We start from the raw sequence: 14206 nt of genomic DNA, 5'->3' as shown, positions 1-14206 counted from the left end.
GTCCGCCAGGTCATCCGAGCGGCCGAGACGGCCGACTGCAGGAGCGTCTACTCGCTCATCCACACTCCGTCGAGCATCGCGGACCCCATCCCGTACATCCGCACCCCGTGCACGTCCGGACCCGAGACGACCGACGGCGCCGACTGGATGTAGAAGACGCCCGGAGCCAGATCGACGAGACGTTGCTGCGCGACGTCGTATGCCGCCTTGCGCTCCTCGACTGTCGTGCCGACGCGGCCGGCGTCCAGCGCGTCGTTGAGTTCGGGGTCGTCGATGCCGGTGGGGTTGCCCTGGGACCGGGCGTGGAAGGACGTCCACAGTGAGGAGTCAGGGTCCTGGACGACGGCGGCAGCGATCGTCATGTCGAAGTCGCGGGCGGCGACCCTGGCCTGCGCCGCGGTGAAATCCATGATCTCGACGGCGATCTCGACGTTGTCGAACGCCGCGAGCTGTGCCTGGACGACTTCCGCCACCGATTTGATCTCGACGAGGGAGTACGCCAGGAACGTGAACTTCACCGGAGTGCCGTCGGCTGCCAGTTCGTCGAACAGTCGTTGTGCCTCGGCGTCATCGGAATTCGACAGTGCGATGTCCTCGAAGAACGGCGAGGTCTCCGGGAAAAGGGTCCGAGGGACGGTGCCGGTGCCCTCGAACACCGCGGTGTTGATCGCGTCCAGGTCGAGCGCGAGGGAGACCGCGCGGCGGGCACGGGCGTCGTCGAACGGGCTTCGGCGCGTGTTCATCGCGAGGTACTGACCTCCGCCGAGCGGAACGACGGACGTGGACAACTCTGCACTTTCCGCTTTGCTCAGGTTGGACCAGCTGCTTTCGGACGCCAGATCGGCACTGCCGGAGGTAAGGGCGTTGAGGCGTTGGTTCGCGTCGGGCACCGGGCGCAGGGTGATGCCGTCCAGGTACGGCCGCGGCGCATCCCAGTAGTCCGGGTTGCGGGTCAGTTCGAGTACGTCCTGTCGAGCCCACTTGGTGAGGGTGAACGGCCCGGCGCCGACGGGATTCTCGTCGAACGCCTGCCTGCCCTTCGCCAGCGCGGTGGGGGAGGCGATCCAGTTGAGTCCGGACAGCACCAGCGACGAGGCGAAGACCGGACTGGGTGCGACCATCGTGACCTTCAGTGTTTCGGCGTCGACGACCTCGGTGCCGGCGATCTGCGCGGCCTGCCGAATCGACTCCGATCCGTTGGCCGGGTCGCGCAGGCGATCCCAGTTGTATGCGACGGCGGCGGCGTCCAGGGGAGTGCCGTCCGTGAACGTCAGTCCCGGTCGAAGTTTCAGAACGAACGTCCGGCCTCCGTCGTCGGTCGAGAAGTCCGTGGCCATCGAGTACTCGATCTCCAGGGTGTCGACGTCGTTGGTCATCAACGTGCCGTACAGGGCGTTGCCGAGCAGTCCGGAATTGGTCCATACATTCGGGAGCGCGACGGGGTCGAGGCTGATCGGCTCGCGGATCTGGATGGCTTGGAGTGTGCCGCCCGAGACCGGGTCGCCGACGGGCGTCCCGGGGGCGGCCGCAGTCGTGGTGGTGCCACCGCCGCACGCGGTCAGCGCGAGAACCGCGACACACATTGCCGCGAGTGTCGAAGTGAGGGAGCGTCGTCGTCGGAGCATCGTTGCCTCGTATCGGATGGTGGGCCGAAAGTTGCCGCGTCCGCTCGAGGCTCGCGTCGATAAGAATCAACCTACCGGCAGAGCAAAACAGCATTCTTATAAGAGCGGAACGTAGTTCTGTCTACCTCACTCGGGGGTCGGTGGGAAGAGGTAAGCGGAGCCCAGCTTGAGAGAGCAGGCTTCATCGAGCGCCTGCCTCCTCGGAATCGGAGGAGGCAGGCGCCGAACGCAACCCGTTGCATCGTTGCGTAAGCACCGGCAGGAACGGGTGTCTCGCACATCGACTTCCAGCGAGCCCCTTACATCGACGAGCGCGAACAGCATTCACCTGATCCGTTGCCGAACCGCATCTCGCTATCCGCGAAGCCGCTGACCCTTAGGAGTGGGTCGGAGATCGGCAGGTCGAACAGGCGTCGCGTTTTGGCTGATCTTCGCTGCAGATCGACATCCGAACCGAACATTCATGACGCTGGCGCTCATCTGACAGGGTCCTGTTTGATAATCCTCGAGCAGGACGCGTGTCTATCGGTGCTACCACGCCTTGCGTGGCCCCTATGGTTGGTTGATGCGCGCACACCGTATCGACCGTCCGGCCGATCTCGACGTGGTCCGCGAGTCCTATGACCGAGTGGCGGACAACTACGCCCACATGGTAGCTACGACGGGAATCGGCGACATTCGAAGCCATCCATGGCTGAAGGCATCCATCGACGCGTTCGCAGACACGGTGAGCGACCTCGGACCCGTCCTCGATGTCGGTTGCGGGCCGGGCACGGTGACCGCCTACCTCGCCGAACGCGGACTCGACGCGTCCGGAGTCGATCTCTCACCCCGCATGATCGAGAACGCGCGCCGTCTTCATCCGCAATGCCGCTTCAGCGTCGCGTCCGCCACCGACCTTCACCTCGGTGAAGCGTCCCTCGGCGGTGTACTCGGGTGGTGGTCACTGTTCAACCTTCCGCGCGATGTCCTTCCTCAGGTTCTCGCCTCGTTCGCACGTGCCCTGAAACCGGGTGGGCACTTCATCACGGCCACACACGTCGGCGACGAAGACGCGGTGCGTACCGAGGCTTACGGCGGGGTGTCCGTCCGTTGGACGACCCACCAATGGCGGCCGGAACAACTCGTGGACCTGATCGAGCAGGCCGGACTGCGCCCGGTCGCCGAACTTCGGCTCCCCGCAGACGAGCACAGCGGGCCTGGGATGGTCGTCATGGCCAAACGCCTCGACTAAGCCTCGATCCACCGATCTGGTGGTGAAGCTCGAGATGTCGTGGATGAGTCCCACGCTCGGACGGATCGCCCGACCTCGGAAGCCGGGTGTTCCACTTGTCACCCGACCGTTTGAGCGACGGACCGGCAGCATCGCGTTGACCGCCCACGGCGCCCGGTTCCGTCCGCGCGTGCGCTCGGTCCTCGTCCCGCGCGACGCTGCAGTGGCTGCGGTGCTCGATTCGCAGGTACTTCGCGTCGAACAACTAGCAAGCAGACACCCCGCTGCCATCACCACGAAAAATTCCCACGAACCTTTTCGACCGCATTCTCGTCCTTCCTGCGGCAAGACAGACTTCGACATTCCAAACAAGATCGACAAACTGATCCGTTTCGGTAGGCGTGGTCCGTCACCCGCAATCGCTCATCGGTCTGTCTCCGACCGAACCGGGTAGCAGCGAAGGCAGAGGAGGCTGCCGCCAAGACTCAAGAGACTTGAGAACGGTTGGGACCGGCGGGGATACGACACCGACCACCTAGTTGCGACCGAGATCGCTAGCACCTGTTGCCTGCTCAAAGGTTCACCGTAGTGGGCGGTTCCGCCGACATGACAGGCAGGTGTCGACATATCGATTTCCGTACGCGGCCGGGCGGTTTGGGTGATACTTACCATGGAAGGTGTTCGTCCGGAGTCGGATCCGCGGCGGCTCCGCGCGGATATCATCCGGCGGTCACGGCAAGCACCGCAGCCGTCGTAACGACTCCTCATGAGGGGTCGATCCCCTCCTGGGGCGTACCGGTCAGCACACCGACCGGGCTTAACTGTCTGTCGCCCCCGCGCCGAAACACGGGCCGGTCCGGTAGGTAGCGAGTGAACCTGCTCGGTGGGTGACAGAAAGTCGATATCGCATCAAATACACCTTCTTTTCAAAGGAGATCCGAGATGGAACAGCTGGAACATCCATTCGATCGATTCGCTGCGAGCTACGGGCCCATCAAGTGTGTTCCGAAGAATGGTGGGGATCCTTTGTATCTGGGGGCGTCTGCGGCCAACTACATCCCACTTGTCGCAAACGCTGGTGATGGCACAAAATGCATGTGGATGCGAGACGCTCGGGGCGAACTCTGGCTGTCTGCATCGCTCACGGTATACCGATACATGGGATGGGCAGAGCAAGACTATGCTGATTGGGGTCTAGGTCAGGCGCCTGGCGTGGGAAAATATTCTCAGCCGCTTCTTTTCAATTCAGACGGCACCGTCTCGCTGGCGTCTCAACCTGTCCAGCAGCTCTACAATGACGACGGATGGGCAAAATGGGGTGTCGGTCGAGAAGACGCCCTCGTGATAACTCCGGCGCCATAACCGATGTAAACCCGGGGCTCAGCCTTGCGAGGACAAAAGACGAGGCCGCACCCTGGATAACGACATCACCCAGGCGGCGCCGGCGAGTGTCTGCCCGCCCAGAAGGCCGAAATCGCCAAACCGGCATCTACGACTGGCTCGGTTTCGAGGCCTACCGACTGCCAACGACCCTTCCTCCGAACTCGAAGGAGGCGGAAAGTCAACCTACCGGCGCACAACACCGGCGCGCCCGCTCGAAGGCCAGGTAGGGAGTTGTCGAAAGTAGGCCCGGTTCTTCACAGGACCGGGCCTACCGCCGTATCCGCTCCCCGGCACAGGGAGATCGCAACGGTCACACTGGCACTCAACCGACCGGCACCCCCGGCCACGAGCGGGGAGTCTTCACGCACACCTGGATCGTCACCTGCGATTCGGCAGCCCCCACCGAATCCGGCACCGTTTCCACTCAGCTCGTGCAGTGAGCCCGACGCGATGCGGATGCCGGCTCGGCGCAGCAGCTCCACCGCGTCGGTGAGGACTTGTGCCGTCTCTTTTATGCTGGTTCACCCCCTTTTCCTGCTGATACAAGCATCAGATGAGAATTTCTGCTTCAGCTTGTATCCTTCGGCCGTTCCGGGGGACGGATCGGTGACGCATGGGTAGTTTTCTAGGACCGGCCAGGGAGAGCGACTTCGGCTGGGGACTTGCCTGCCCGCAGCCCTTTCCGCGCAGACTCCCGCCGACAAACCCGCGGAACTCGACATCACCGACCAGTTCGGGTCCCGCACGATGTGTGCCCTTCACAAATCGATGGCGAACTCACTCGTCGGGCAGATCCGCACGCCGAGTGGCCAAGCGGCCTGCGTCCGTCATGTCAGTGTTCGTTCGAACAGCGTGACGCTGAACCCGTCCAAATCTCGGCGACCGAACTCACGGAAGCCGCACCGCCTGTAGTAGTCGCGCAGCGCGAGATTCGTTTCGGCGCAGTCGAGACGCAACTTGCTCGCACCGGCCATTCTCGTCTCCTGCGCCGCCCAGTCGAGGAGGTGACGTCCAAGGTTTTGCCCGGCATGGGCGCGATCGATCACCAACCCGTGGACATAGCCGGCGAAAGCATCGTCGTGTCTCCAGATCTCTGGATCTGACCACATCAACCTCATCGCCGCTGCCACAACGCCGCTCGACGGGAAGCGTGCGACGACGAACTCACCTCGATCGATCTGTTCCCTGACGGTCGCGAGCGGAACCTCCCGCGGACGCCACTGGTCGATTCCCTTCTCCGCCAACCAATCTTCGGCAGCATGACGCATTTGGAGAATCACGGCGGCGTCATCGTCACGCGCTGGGCGTACGTCCATCACAGTGAGAATCGCATTGGCGGCATCCCCGATAGCTCGTGTCCCCTCGTCCATGCGCCGAGAGTAGCCACTGTGTTGTCCGCTGCGCGTGCAGTCATCAGCAGGAATGACGACAGTCCCAGGCGGGGGCGCCGGGGACCGCTTGTTCCCGACCTGATGCGACAAGCCTCGTACCGAGGCGAAGCTACCGTTCCGGTTCGAGTCGCCGCCACACAACCGAGTTCACCACTGTTATCGGGTTCGACAAGAACCGCAACAACGTGGTCCTGTCGCGCTGCTCTCTGATCCCTGCCCCGCGGGATCCACGGGCGAAAGGGACAGAAGTCTCGGAGAGCAGAAGACTGCGGTCGCCGATGCGCGCCGATGCGTAGGGTCAGAAGGGTTGGAGCCTGCCGCGGCAGCACGCGACCGACGACGGGCCCGTGATCGACTCGACGCAGAGGAGTACCTCATGAGGCTGACGGACAAGGTCGCCGTGGTGACCGGTGGTGCAGGCGGAATCGGGCGGGGGATCGTCCGGGCGTTCACCAAGGAAGGTGCCCGCGTGTTGTTCGTCGACATCGACGACAACGCGGGCAAGGCGCTCGAGGAGGAACTCGGCGGAGCGGGAAAGTTCATGAAGGCGGACATCTCCGTCGAGGAGAATGCCGCTGCGATAGTGGCGGCCGCGGTGGACGCGTTCGGCCAACTCGACATTCTCGTCAACAACGCACACGCCTCCCGGCAGGCGCCTCTGCTCGAGACCACCCAAGCGATGCTCGACCTGTCGTTCGGAACGGGTTTCTACCCCACGTTCTGGTTGATGAAGGCGGCGCACCCGCATCTCGCGGCGCAGCGTGGTTCGGTGATCAACTTCGCTTCCGGTGCGGGAATCGACGGGCAGGTGACGCAGGGGTCCTACGCTGCGGCGAAAGAAGCGATCCGCGCGATCAGCCGTGTGGCCGCCAACGAATGGGGCGGTGACGGCATCAACGTCAACATCATTTCGCCCCTCGCGCTGACAGAGGGTGTCGAGGCGTACATGAAGGCGAATCCCGGTATGGAGAAGACGCTGCTGGCCAGGACACCGCTGGGCCGCTTCGGGGATCCGGAGCAGGACATCGGCCGGGTCGCGGTCTTCCTCGCGAGCGAGGACGCCGCCTACGTGACCGGGCAGACCCTCATGGTCGACGGCGGCACGATCAAACTGCGTTGAGAGCGCCTGGAGCGCTTCCGCCGAAGGCGCGTGGTGCCGTCGTTCCCGCACGCACTAATGTAGGGGCAGTGAGCCTGGTCCTTTTGCCTGCAGTCGATGTTGCCAACGGTGAAGCAGTTCGCCTCGTCCAGGGAGAGGCAGGCAGCGAAACCGGTTACGGATCGCCGCGTGACGCCGCCCTCGAGTGGCAGAACGCCGGTGCCGAATGGGTGCACCTCGTCGACCTCGACGCGGCGTTCGGTCGCGGAGACAACCGTGAGCTTCTTTCCCGCGTCGTCGGCGAACTCGACGTCAAGGTCGAACTGTCCGGCGGTATCCGCGACGACGCCACCCTGGCCGCAGCGCTTGCCACGGGCTGCGCCCGCGTCAATCTCGGCACCGCCGCCATCGAGAACCCCGAGTGGTGCGCCCGCGCCATCGGTGAGTACGGCGACCGCATCGCTGTCGGCCTCGACGTCAAGCTGATCGACGGCGAGTGGCGGCTGCGCGGACGCGGCTGGGTGTCCGACGGCGGAGACATGTGGGAGGTGCTCGAGCGCCTCAACCGCGACGGCTGCTCCCGTTACGTCGTCACCGACGTGACGAAGGACGGCACCCTCACCGGACCGAACCTCGACCTGCTGCGTGAGGTGTGCGCCGCGACCGATGCGCCGGTCGTCGCGTCGGGCGGTGTCTCGACGGTCGACGACCTGCGTGCCATCGCCACGCTCGTCGACGAGGGTGTCGAAGGCGCGATCATCGGTAAGGCGCTCTACGCGGGCCGGTTCACGCTGACCGAGGCGCTCGACGCCGTGTCCCGCTGATCCGATGACTTCATCCGTCGATCTCGACCGACTGCGCTCGGTAGCGAGTGACGTGCTCGACGAGGTGGCGGACCGTTTCGTCGCCGGGCACGGCGCGCCGCGTTCGGTGGACAAAGGACCCAACGACTTCGCGACCGACCTCGATCTCGAACTCGAACGGCGGATTTCGGCCGAGCTCGTCGACCGAACCGGGATCCCGGTGCACGGCGAGGAATTCGGCGGTCCGGCGGCCGGCGAGGGCACCGTCTGGTTGCTCGACCCGATCGACGGCACCGTCAACTATTCGGCGGGCCTGCCGATGGCGGGCATCCTGCTCGCTCTGGTCCAGGACGGCATTCCCGTCATCGGCCTGACCTGGCTGCCCCTGACCGATCAGCGGTTCTCTGCCGTCGCCGAGGGTTCGCTGTGGTTCAACGGGAAGGTCGCAGAGAAGCTGAGGCCGCGACGTCTCGAGGACGTAATGGTCGGGGTCGGCAGTTTCGACGTCGACAGTCGTGGCCGTGTCCCGGGTACGCAGCGTCTCGCGGTGATCACCGAGTTGAGCCGGCGTGTCTCGCGCCTGCGGATGCACGGTTCGACCGGCGTCGACCTCGCGTACACCGCAGCGGGTTCGCTGGGCGGTGCCGTGGTCTTCGGCCATCATCCCTGGGACAACGCCGCCGGTGTCGCGCTCGTGCGCGCGGCAGGTGGCATCGCCACAGATTTCTACGGGCAGCCGTGGCGAATCGGCTCCGGTTCGGTGCTCGCCGCCGCACCCGGAATCCACGGTGAAATACTGGACATAGTGCAATCCGCGACGGATCCGCGTTTCGAAGGAGATCGATCATGACACTGGCCGTACGGGTAATCCCGTGCCTCGACGTCGACGCGGGACGCGTCGTCAAGGGTGTCAATTTCGAGAACCTGCGCGACGCCGGTGACCCCGTCGAACTCGCCGCGCTCTACGACGCTCAGGGCGCCGACGAGTTGACGTTCCTCGACGTCACCGCGTCGAGCGGGGACCGCGGAACGATGCTCGACGTGGTCACACGCACCGCCGAGCAGGTGTTCATCCCCCTCACAGTGGGTGGCGGCGTGCGCACCGTCGAGGACGTCGACCGCCTGCTGCGCGCCGGCGCCGACAAGGTATCGGTCAACACCGCGGCGATCGCGCGTCCCGAAGTGCTGCGCGAGATGTCCGAGCGCTTCGGGTCGCAGTGCATCGTGTTGTCGGTCGACGCCCGCACCGTGCCCGCCGACCAGCACCCCACCCCGTCGGGCTGGGAAGTCACCACGCACGGTGGCCGCCGGGGCACCGGAATCGACGCGGTGGAGTGGGCTCGCCGCGGCGCTGAACTGGGTGTCGGGGAGATCCTCCTCAACTCGATGGATGCGGACGGCACGAAGGCGGGATTCGATCTGAAGATGATCGCGTCGGTCCGCGAAGAGGTGGATGTTCCGGTTATCGCCTCCGGTGGTGCCGGAGCCGTCGAGCACTTCGCTCCTGCGGTCCACACCGGTGCCGACGCGGTGCTCGCCGCCAGCGTCTTCCACTTCCGTGAGTTGACGATCGGCCAGGTCAAGGACGCGATGCGCGCAGAGGGGATCGTCGTCCGATGAGCGAAATCCTCAACCCGGACATCGCCGCGCGGCTCAAGCGCAACGACGACGGACTCTTCGCCGCGGTCGTGCAGGAGAAGTCCACCGGCGACGTGCTCATGATGGCGTGGATGGACGACGAGGCGCTGGCCCGCACCCTCGCGACCCGCAAGGCCACGTACTACTCGCGGTCACGGCAGCAGTACTGGGTCAAGGGTGAGACCTCCGGGCACACGCAGTACGTACACGAGGTGCGGTTGGACTGCGACGGCGACACCGTATTGCTCGTGGTGGATCAGGTCGGTGCGGCGTGCCACACCGGCACCCACACCTGTTTCGACACCGACGTACTGCTCGAGGCGGAACAGCCCGGCTGATCTCGGCACGGTGAACACGAGATCGCCCCGCACCGAGGTGCGGGGCGATTACTCACTGCGGTAGTTCGAAGTTGCCGAACAGCACTGTTGCGAGACCGAGTGCCACGACGATGTTGACCACTGTCGCCGATCCGAACACCACTACCGGGCGCCATCCCGCGTCGCGCAGTCCCTTCGCGGAGAACTCCAGGCCGATCGAGACGAACGCGAAGATGAGGAACCACGTCCGCAGATCGTTGATGACGGCGATGTCGGCCTTGCCGTCGTCGACGAACTTCACCCACAGGGTGCCGATCACCGACGCAGCGACGAAACCGAGCACGAACTTCGGGAAGCGTTCCCAGAATTCGCCGACACTCGGCCGTGCCGAGCCTGGCCGGCGCTCCACCTTCAGCGCGAAGTAGGCCGTCAAGCCCACCGCGACGAAACCGATGAGGGCGTTCTGCGTGGTCTTCACGATGGTGGCGATCTGCAGGGCGTCGTCGCCGAGGATCGCGCCCGACGCCGCGACCGCAGCGGTCGTGTCGATGTTGCCGCCGATCCAGGCGCCGGCGACGACGTCGGAAAGGCCGAAGACTCCGGCGAGCCAGGGCAGCAGGAAGATCGACGGCAGCGCGAAGACCACCACCAGCGACGCGGCGTACGCGAGCTGTTCCCGCTTGGCCTGCACGGCTCCGGCCGCCGCGATCGCAGCGCTGACGCCACAGATCGACACCGCTGCCGACAACAGCGCCCGTAGCTTCTCGTCCAGCCCGAGCTTGCCGCCGAACCACCAGCTGAACGAGAAGACCGCGGTGATGAGCAGCAGACCCTGCAGGATCGCCGGACCGGCAGCCGTCGCGAGCACCGTCAGGTTGATGGATGCGCCCAGCAGAACCAGACCGGTTTTGATGAAGAACTCGGTGCGGAAGCCACCCGAGAGCTTGTCACGCAGGCCGGTACGAGTGAGGACGAAATTGCCGAGGAGACCGAGTGCGATCGCGTAGACGGGGAACTCGATTGCTCCACCAACGCGTTCGAGCGGTCCGCCCTCCGCCCAGTCCGGGACGTTCTGTTCGAGGAACCTGGTGAGGGCACCCAGCACGAGGACGACAGCGACTCCCGCTGCGGCCCATGCAGGTGCGGAGGGACGCCGTGGGGGTTCCGTCTCGGCCTGCGTTGCACCGTCGACCCGGGGTGCGCTCTCCGTCTCGACGGCGGCGTTCCGCCCGTCGGTATCTCGTGTCGTCACGGGACCAGCCCCGCGGGAATCGCGCCGAGCAGAACGGCGGCGACGAGAAGCAGACCCGCGGCAACCGCGGCCCAGTCCTCGGTGAGCAGCGTGGTGCGCGCGGCATCCACTTGCTGAGGTTCGTCTGTCATGAACGCAGCCAACCAACGCGACCGCGAAAGGTCACGAATTACGTTCGGTGCGAACAGAACCAGTGACTATCCGGCCGAAACGTGCTTTGCGGCGACTCGATGAGTCTCGAGGACCGCGCCCGTACCGGTACCCCGAGGCGTCTCAGCGGTTCAGGTCGATCACGCGGGCACCACCTTGGGCGGCCGCACACAGCTTCGGTTCGGCGTCGTCGTCGACGCTGTAGATCTCGCATCGGCACAGCGCCTGCGTCCGCCCGCCGTTGACGACGGTCGCCACCGCCCGCAACAGCGTGCCGTGCGCCGGACGTACGTAGTCGAGCGTCATGCCGGTCGTGACGATGGACGGGCCGAGGACCGTGCCTGCGGCAAAGGTGAGCGAGTTGTCGGCCGCATAGGCGAGAACGCCGCCGTGCGCGAAACCGAACTGCTGAAGCAGATCGGGGCGCAGCGGTATCTCCAGTTCGGCCCGGCCACGGGTGTAGACGGTCAACCGAGCGCCGAGGAGAACACTGAACGGCTGAGAGACGAGGGTCTCTCGAGCTTCGGTGAGAGTGCCGGCTGCGGTGACCTCGTCGGGCATAGTCCGGAACATACACGCGACGGCGCCTCCCGCGTGGTGCCTCGGCGTGAGCAGGTCGAAGCAACCCGCTGCGCCTTCGGTGGAGGTTTCTTCTGAGTGTTCGCTTCGGGGTAAGGGAAGCAGCCCCTTCAGCGATGGAGTCGAGGGTTTCCGATGAGGAGGAAGGGGAGGGCGGCGGCGCTGTCACATGCGGGGTAGCCCACTCGTCGATGGGCCGTCCTGCGTCGGGGGCGAGGTCGGTAGCTTTTGCGGCCCGGTCGGACCTCGTCCGTCCGGGTCACGCGCGCCCTGGTCGAAACGGAACGGGGGATATTCGTCGCGCATGAGTGCCGCATATGCCCACACGCGGTAGAGCCAGCGATTGATGCCCATCACGAAGTCGAACAGACCTCGGGGATAGGCACCGGTGAACAGCAGCGCCAGTGCCGCGAAGAGCACCAGAATGCCCAGCAGCGAGCCGAAAGCCCAAGTGCCGTTGTCGGTCGCGTCATCGCCACCGGCACCGCTGCCGGTGGCGATCCCGGTGCTCCATCCGCCCAACCACCCGCCGGCCAGTACCGCGAGCACGAGATAGTGGGGGATCGCCAGGAGCCACCACTTGATCAGCACCAGTCCACGGGACAACCGTTCGGGGTATTCGACGTCGAAGTCGGCCGGATAGTCGGTGCGGTGCAGAGTGAACGGTGGGTAGCGGTCGGTGCCCAGTGCCGAGTAGGTGTAGAAGGCGACCCGCCACGTCCAGCGAAGCACACCGACGTTGAAGTCGAACAGAGCGCGGGGATAGCGGCTGGTGAACAGGATTGCGAATCCGGCGAGCAGCGTGGCGAACAGGAACGCTATGTGCAGGAAGAGCAGCACGATGAAGTGCGGTATCGCAGCGGCCCACTTGATCAGCCACAACCCGCGGGACAGCGGCTCGTCCAGATCGCCCCGCAGATGTACGGGATAGGCACGTACCTCATGCGACCTCGGTCCGCCGGGAGGTGCGGTCGCACCGTGCGACATCGCGTGCGGCGCCGCGTACGGGGGCGGCGGACCGTGTCGTCCGAGTCCGATCGCTCCGGCGAGCAGCAGCGGTAACCCGATGATGAGCAGTATCGCGGCACCGCCCGCCGTCGCGAGCGCGATCGGACCGAGCACATCGATGTGCGCCCCGGCCTGCAGGTCGACCTCGATTCCCGGCGAGGCGTCGGCGTTCATGACCACGACGGTCCAGTTCCCCTCCCGCAGGTCCCATTCCACCTGCTGTGTCCCCGCTCCGACGGCGGAGACCGCCCAGAAGGGTTGTTCTTCCGGCGCTGCGGCGGTCTCGTCGCCGGTCACGTTCCGGTAGCCGACCTCGAAGGGATCGTATTGAACATCGGCGACGACTGTGTGTGCGACGTTCGACAGATAGGCGTCGAGGTCTCGAGTCGGGCCGATCCCGATGAAGGTCTCGGTTTCCGGTGCGGTAGCGGTGGCGCGCAGGAGCAACCGGCCGATGTCTTCACTGCGGAATCCGGGGGGCGCCGGCTCGTCGACGAACAGTTCCATTTGTTCGGAGACCAGGGCGGAGGACTCCGTGCGGAACGTCTCGGTGGGGGTGGTGAAATACCCGTTGTCGCGCTGAACGAGATAGAGCACGCCCAGGGACACTGCCGCGACTCCCAAGACCATGCCGATCAGCGCCAGGATCGTGCCGATGACCAGCATGACGACGTTGGCGATTTTCACGGATCGGACCTCCAGACGACCATGGGCGTTTCGGGGTCTTCAGGCGCGCGGACATTTTCACGATAACCGACTCGGACCCAGCAGATATCGGATCATGACTGCACTGCACGAATTCGGATTACCGTGCGGTACGAGGGGCCGCATTCGCCGGGGGGCCGCCCCAGGCACCCGCCGGAGTGCGATCGGTTACGAATGTCGCACCGTCACCACCGATCCGGCGACACGGACGACATGATGCGCACTCGGTGGATCATTCGGTCGTCGGCCACATCATGCGCGCACCTCGCGAACCGATCGGATCGTCAGGTCCGCGCTGAATTCTTCTGCGCCAGCATCTCCCCCCACTGTTCCGCGCGTGCTTCCTCGCCCTCGAGGAGTTGGGTCTGCGTATCGACGAGAAAGCTCTCCGGATCGGCAGCGAGCGTGAAGCCCAGGTGCCGTAGTCTCTTGGAGATTCCTTTCGAGGCGCGTCCGGTGAGAATTGCGGGCTTGTCGACTCGGGTATCGAAAGCGGCGGCGGTTCCTTCGCTCCGGTCGAGCGCATCGAGCCATTCACGAATTCCTGCACTGGCGGCATCGGGTTCCAGCGTCAGGTTGCTCTCCGGTTTCTCGGCAGCCTCGACGGCGCCGCGCCGGGTCGATTCACGGCTCATCCCGTGCACATGCGTAGGGCCCCCGACGATCAGGAGGTCGTATGCCGATATGTCTTCCTGGGACACTTCGGACACGGGAATCGTGGTGACAGCGCCTGAGGGTGCTATTCCGCGTGCAATCGCTTCTGCCACGGTGTGGGTATTGCCGTACATCGACTCGTAGACGATCAGTGCGCGCATCCCGCTTCCTCCTGGCTCGAGTTGTCGGACACCGAACCGTAAGAGTGGGGTTCGATCCGTCACCCCCGGTTCTCGCTCAGTCTTTCACCTCGGGCGCGGATGTTTCCTCGACTCGACGTCGGACGCGGGCTCGCGGGTGAGCATCGTTCTCGGTCCGGCTTCGCATGGGGCCCGGGACGCCGATGCGTCCGAGCAGCTCGAACACCTCGTCGTGGCTGGAAGGCGCAG

13 protein-coding genes are annotated in these 14206 nt (G+C 65.1%); 6 read left to right on the top strand and 7 right to left on the bottom strand.

Annotation, left to right across the window (positions count from 1 at the left end; translation table 11 throughout):
- Positions 1-47 precede the first annotated feature (47 nt).
- The gene (locus RDCOP1_RS04960) at positions 48-1583 is read right to left on the bottom strand and encodes an ABC transporter substrate-binding protein (RefSeq protein WP_231922930.1); all 1536 of its coding nucleotides are present in this window, start codon (positions 1581-1583) and stop codon (positions 48-50) included.
- 607 nt (positions 1584-2190) lie between these two features.
- Here RDCOP1_RS04960 and RDCOP1_RS04955 point away from each other — a divergent pair.
- Positions 2191-2859: a class I SAM-dependent methyltransferase gene (locus RDCOP1_RS04955; protein ID WP_072699015.1), complete on the top strand. Its 669-nt coding sequence runs from the start codon at positions 2191-2193 to the stop codon at positions 2857-2859.
- A gap of 2189 nt (positions 2860-5048) precedes the next feature.
- Here RDCOP1_RS04955 and RDCOP1_RS04940 read toward each other — a convergent pair.
- Complete coding sequence (locus RDCOP1_RS04940; RefSeq protein WP_231922931.1) at positions 5049-5591, bottom strand: GNAT family N-acetyltransferase; 543 nt, start codon at positions 5589-5591, stop codon at positions 5049-5051.
- 397 nt (positions 5592-5988) lie between these two features.
- On the opposite strand from RDCOP1_RS04940, the gene RDCOP1_RS04935 reads away from it, so the two are divergent.
- From RDCOP1_RS04935 to hisI, 5 genes are all read left to right on the top strand, one after another.
- Positions 5989-6732 carry an SDR family NAD(P)-dependent oxidoreductase gene (locus RDCOP1_RS04935; RefSeq protein WP_072699011.1) on the top strand — a complete coding sequence of 248 codons (744 nt, stop codon included), beginning with the start codon at positions 5989-5991 and terminating at the stop codon, positions 6730-6732.
- Positions 6733-6800: 68 nt separating this feature from the next.
- Complete coding sequence (priA, locus tag RDCOP1_RS04930) at positions 6801-7535, top strand: bifunctional 1-(5-phosphoribosyl)-5-((5-phosphoribosylamino)methylideneamino)imidazole-4-carboxamide isomerase/phosphoribosylanthranilate isomerase PriA (RefSeq protein WP_072699010.1); 735 nt, start codon at positions 6801-6803, stop codon at positions 7533-7535.
- Positions 7536-7539: 4 nt separating this feature from the next.
- Positions 7540-8364 (top strand): inositol monophosphatase family protein, encoded by an 825-nt coding sequence (locus RDCOP1_RS04925; RefSeq protein ID WP_072699009.1) that lies wholly within the window; start codon positions 7540-7542, stop codon positions 8362-8364.
- Positions 8361-9134: an imidazole glycerol phosphate synthase subunit HisF gene (hisF, locus tag RDCOP1_RS04920; protein ID WP_072699008.1), complete on the top strand. Its 774-nt coding sequence runs from the start codon at positions 8361-8363 to the stop codon at positions 9132-9134. The genes RDCOP1_RS04925 and hisF overlap by 4 nt, the downstream gene beginning before the upstream one ends.
- On the top strand, positions 9131-9490 hold the full coding sequence (hisI, locus tag RDCOP1_RS04915) for a phosphoribosyl-AMP cyclohydrolase (protein ID WP_072699007.1): 360 nt from the start codon (positions 9131-9133) through the stop codon (positions 9488-9490). The genes hisF and hisI overlap by 4 nt, the downstream gene beginning before the upstream one ends.
- Positions 9491-9542: 52 nt before the next feature.
- Here hisI and RDCOP1_RS04910 read toward each other — a convergent pair whose 3' ends face one another.
- The 5 genes from RDCOP1_RS04910 to RDCOP1_RS04895 form a co-directional block, all read right to left on the bottom strand.
- Positions 9543-10721 carry a YeiH family protein gene (locus RDCOP1_RS04910; RefSeq protein WP_084722415.1) on the bottom strand — a complete coding sequence of 393 codons (1179 nt, stop codon included), beginning with the start codon at positions 10719-10721 and terminating at the stop codon, positions 9543-9545.
- On the bottom strand, positions 10718-10852 hold the full coding sequence (locus RDCOP1_RS21720) for a hypothetical protein (protein ID WP_255311411.1): 135 nt from the start codon (positions 10850-10852) through the stop codon (positions 10718-10720). Before RDCOP1_RS21720 ends, RDCOP1_RS04910 begins: the two co-directional genes overlap by 4 nt.
- 142 nt (positions 10853-10994) lie before the next feature.
- Positions 10995-11432 carry a PaaI family thioesterase gene (locus RDCOP1_RS04905; protein ID WP_072699006.1) on the bottom strand — a complete coding sequence of 146 codons (438 nt, stop codon included), beginning with the start codon at positions 11430-11432 and terminating at the stop codon, positions 10995-10997.
- Positions 11433-11615: 183 nt separating this feature from the next.
- Positions 11616-13145 carry a DUF4389 domain-containing protein gene (locus RDCOP1_RS04900; RefSeq protein ID WP_072699005.1) on the bottom strand — a complete coding sequence of 510 codons (1530 nt, stop codon included), beginning with the start codon at positions 13143-13145 and terminating at the stop codon, positions 11616-11618.
- Between the two features lie 302 nt (positions 13146-13447).
- Entirely contained in the window at positions 13448-13978 is a 531-nt protein-coding gene (locus RDCOP1_RS04895; protein WP_072699004.1) for a flavodoxin family protein, read from the bottom strand.
- Positions 13979-14206: the final 228 nt, after the last annotated feature.

The sequence above is a fragment of the Rhodococcus coprophilus NBRC 100603 genome (assembly GCF_001895045.1).
Taxonomy (GTDB): Bacteria; Actinomycetota; Actinomycetes; order Mycobacteriales; family Mycobacteriaceae; genus Rhodococcus; species Rhodococcus coprophilus.
This window is presented reverse-complemented; position numbering and strand designations above follow the sequence as displayed.

Coding starts and splice junctions, on each gene's coding strand:
- RDCOP1_RS04960 (WP_231922930.1), bottom strand. CDS start 1,583: ATGTGTGTCGCGGTTCTCGCGCTGACCGCGTGCGGCGGTGGCACCACC.
- RDCOP1_RS04955 (WP_072699015.1), top strand. CDS start 2,191: ATGCGCGCACACCGTATCGACCGTCCGGCCGATCTCGACGTGGTCCGC.
- RDCOP1_RS04940 (WP_231922931.1), bottom strand. CDS start 5,591: ATGGACGAGGGGACACGAGCTATCGGGGATGCCGCCAATGCGATTCTC.
- RDCOP1_RS04935 (WP_072699011.1), top strand. CDS start 5,989: ATGAGGCTGACGGACAAGGTCGCCGTGGTGACCGGTGGTGCAGGCGGA.
- RDCOP1_RS04925 (WP_072699009.1), top strand. CDS start 7,540: ATGACTTCATCCGTCGATCTCGACCGACTGCGCTCGGTAGCGAGTGAC.
- hisF (WP_072699008.1), top strand. CDS start 8,361: ATGACACTGGCCGTACGGGTAATCCCGTGCCTCGACGTCGACGCGGGA.
- hisI (WP_072699007.1), top strand. CDS start 9,131: ATGAGCGAAATCCTCAACCCGGACATCGCCGCGCGGCTCAAGCGCAAC.
- RDCOP1_RS21720 (WP_255311411.1), bottom strand. CDS start 10,852: ATGACAGACGAACCTCAGCAAGTGGATGCCGCGCGCACCACGCTGCTC.
- RDCOP1_RS04905 (WP_072699006.1), bottom strand. CDS start 11,432: ATGCCCGACGAGGTCACCGCAGCCGGCACTCTCACCGAAGCTCGAGAG.
- RDCOP1_RS04895 (WP_072699004.1), bottom strand. CDS start 13,978: ATGCGCGCACTGATCGTCTACGAGTCGATGTACGGCAATACCCACACC.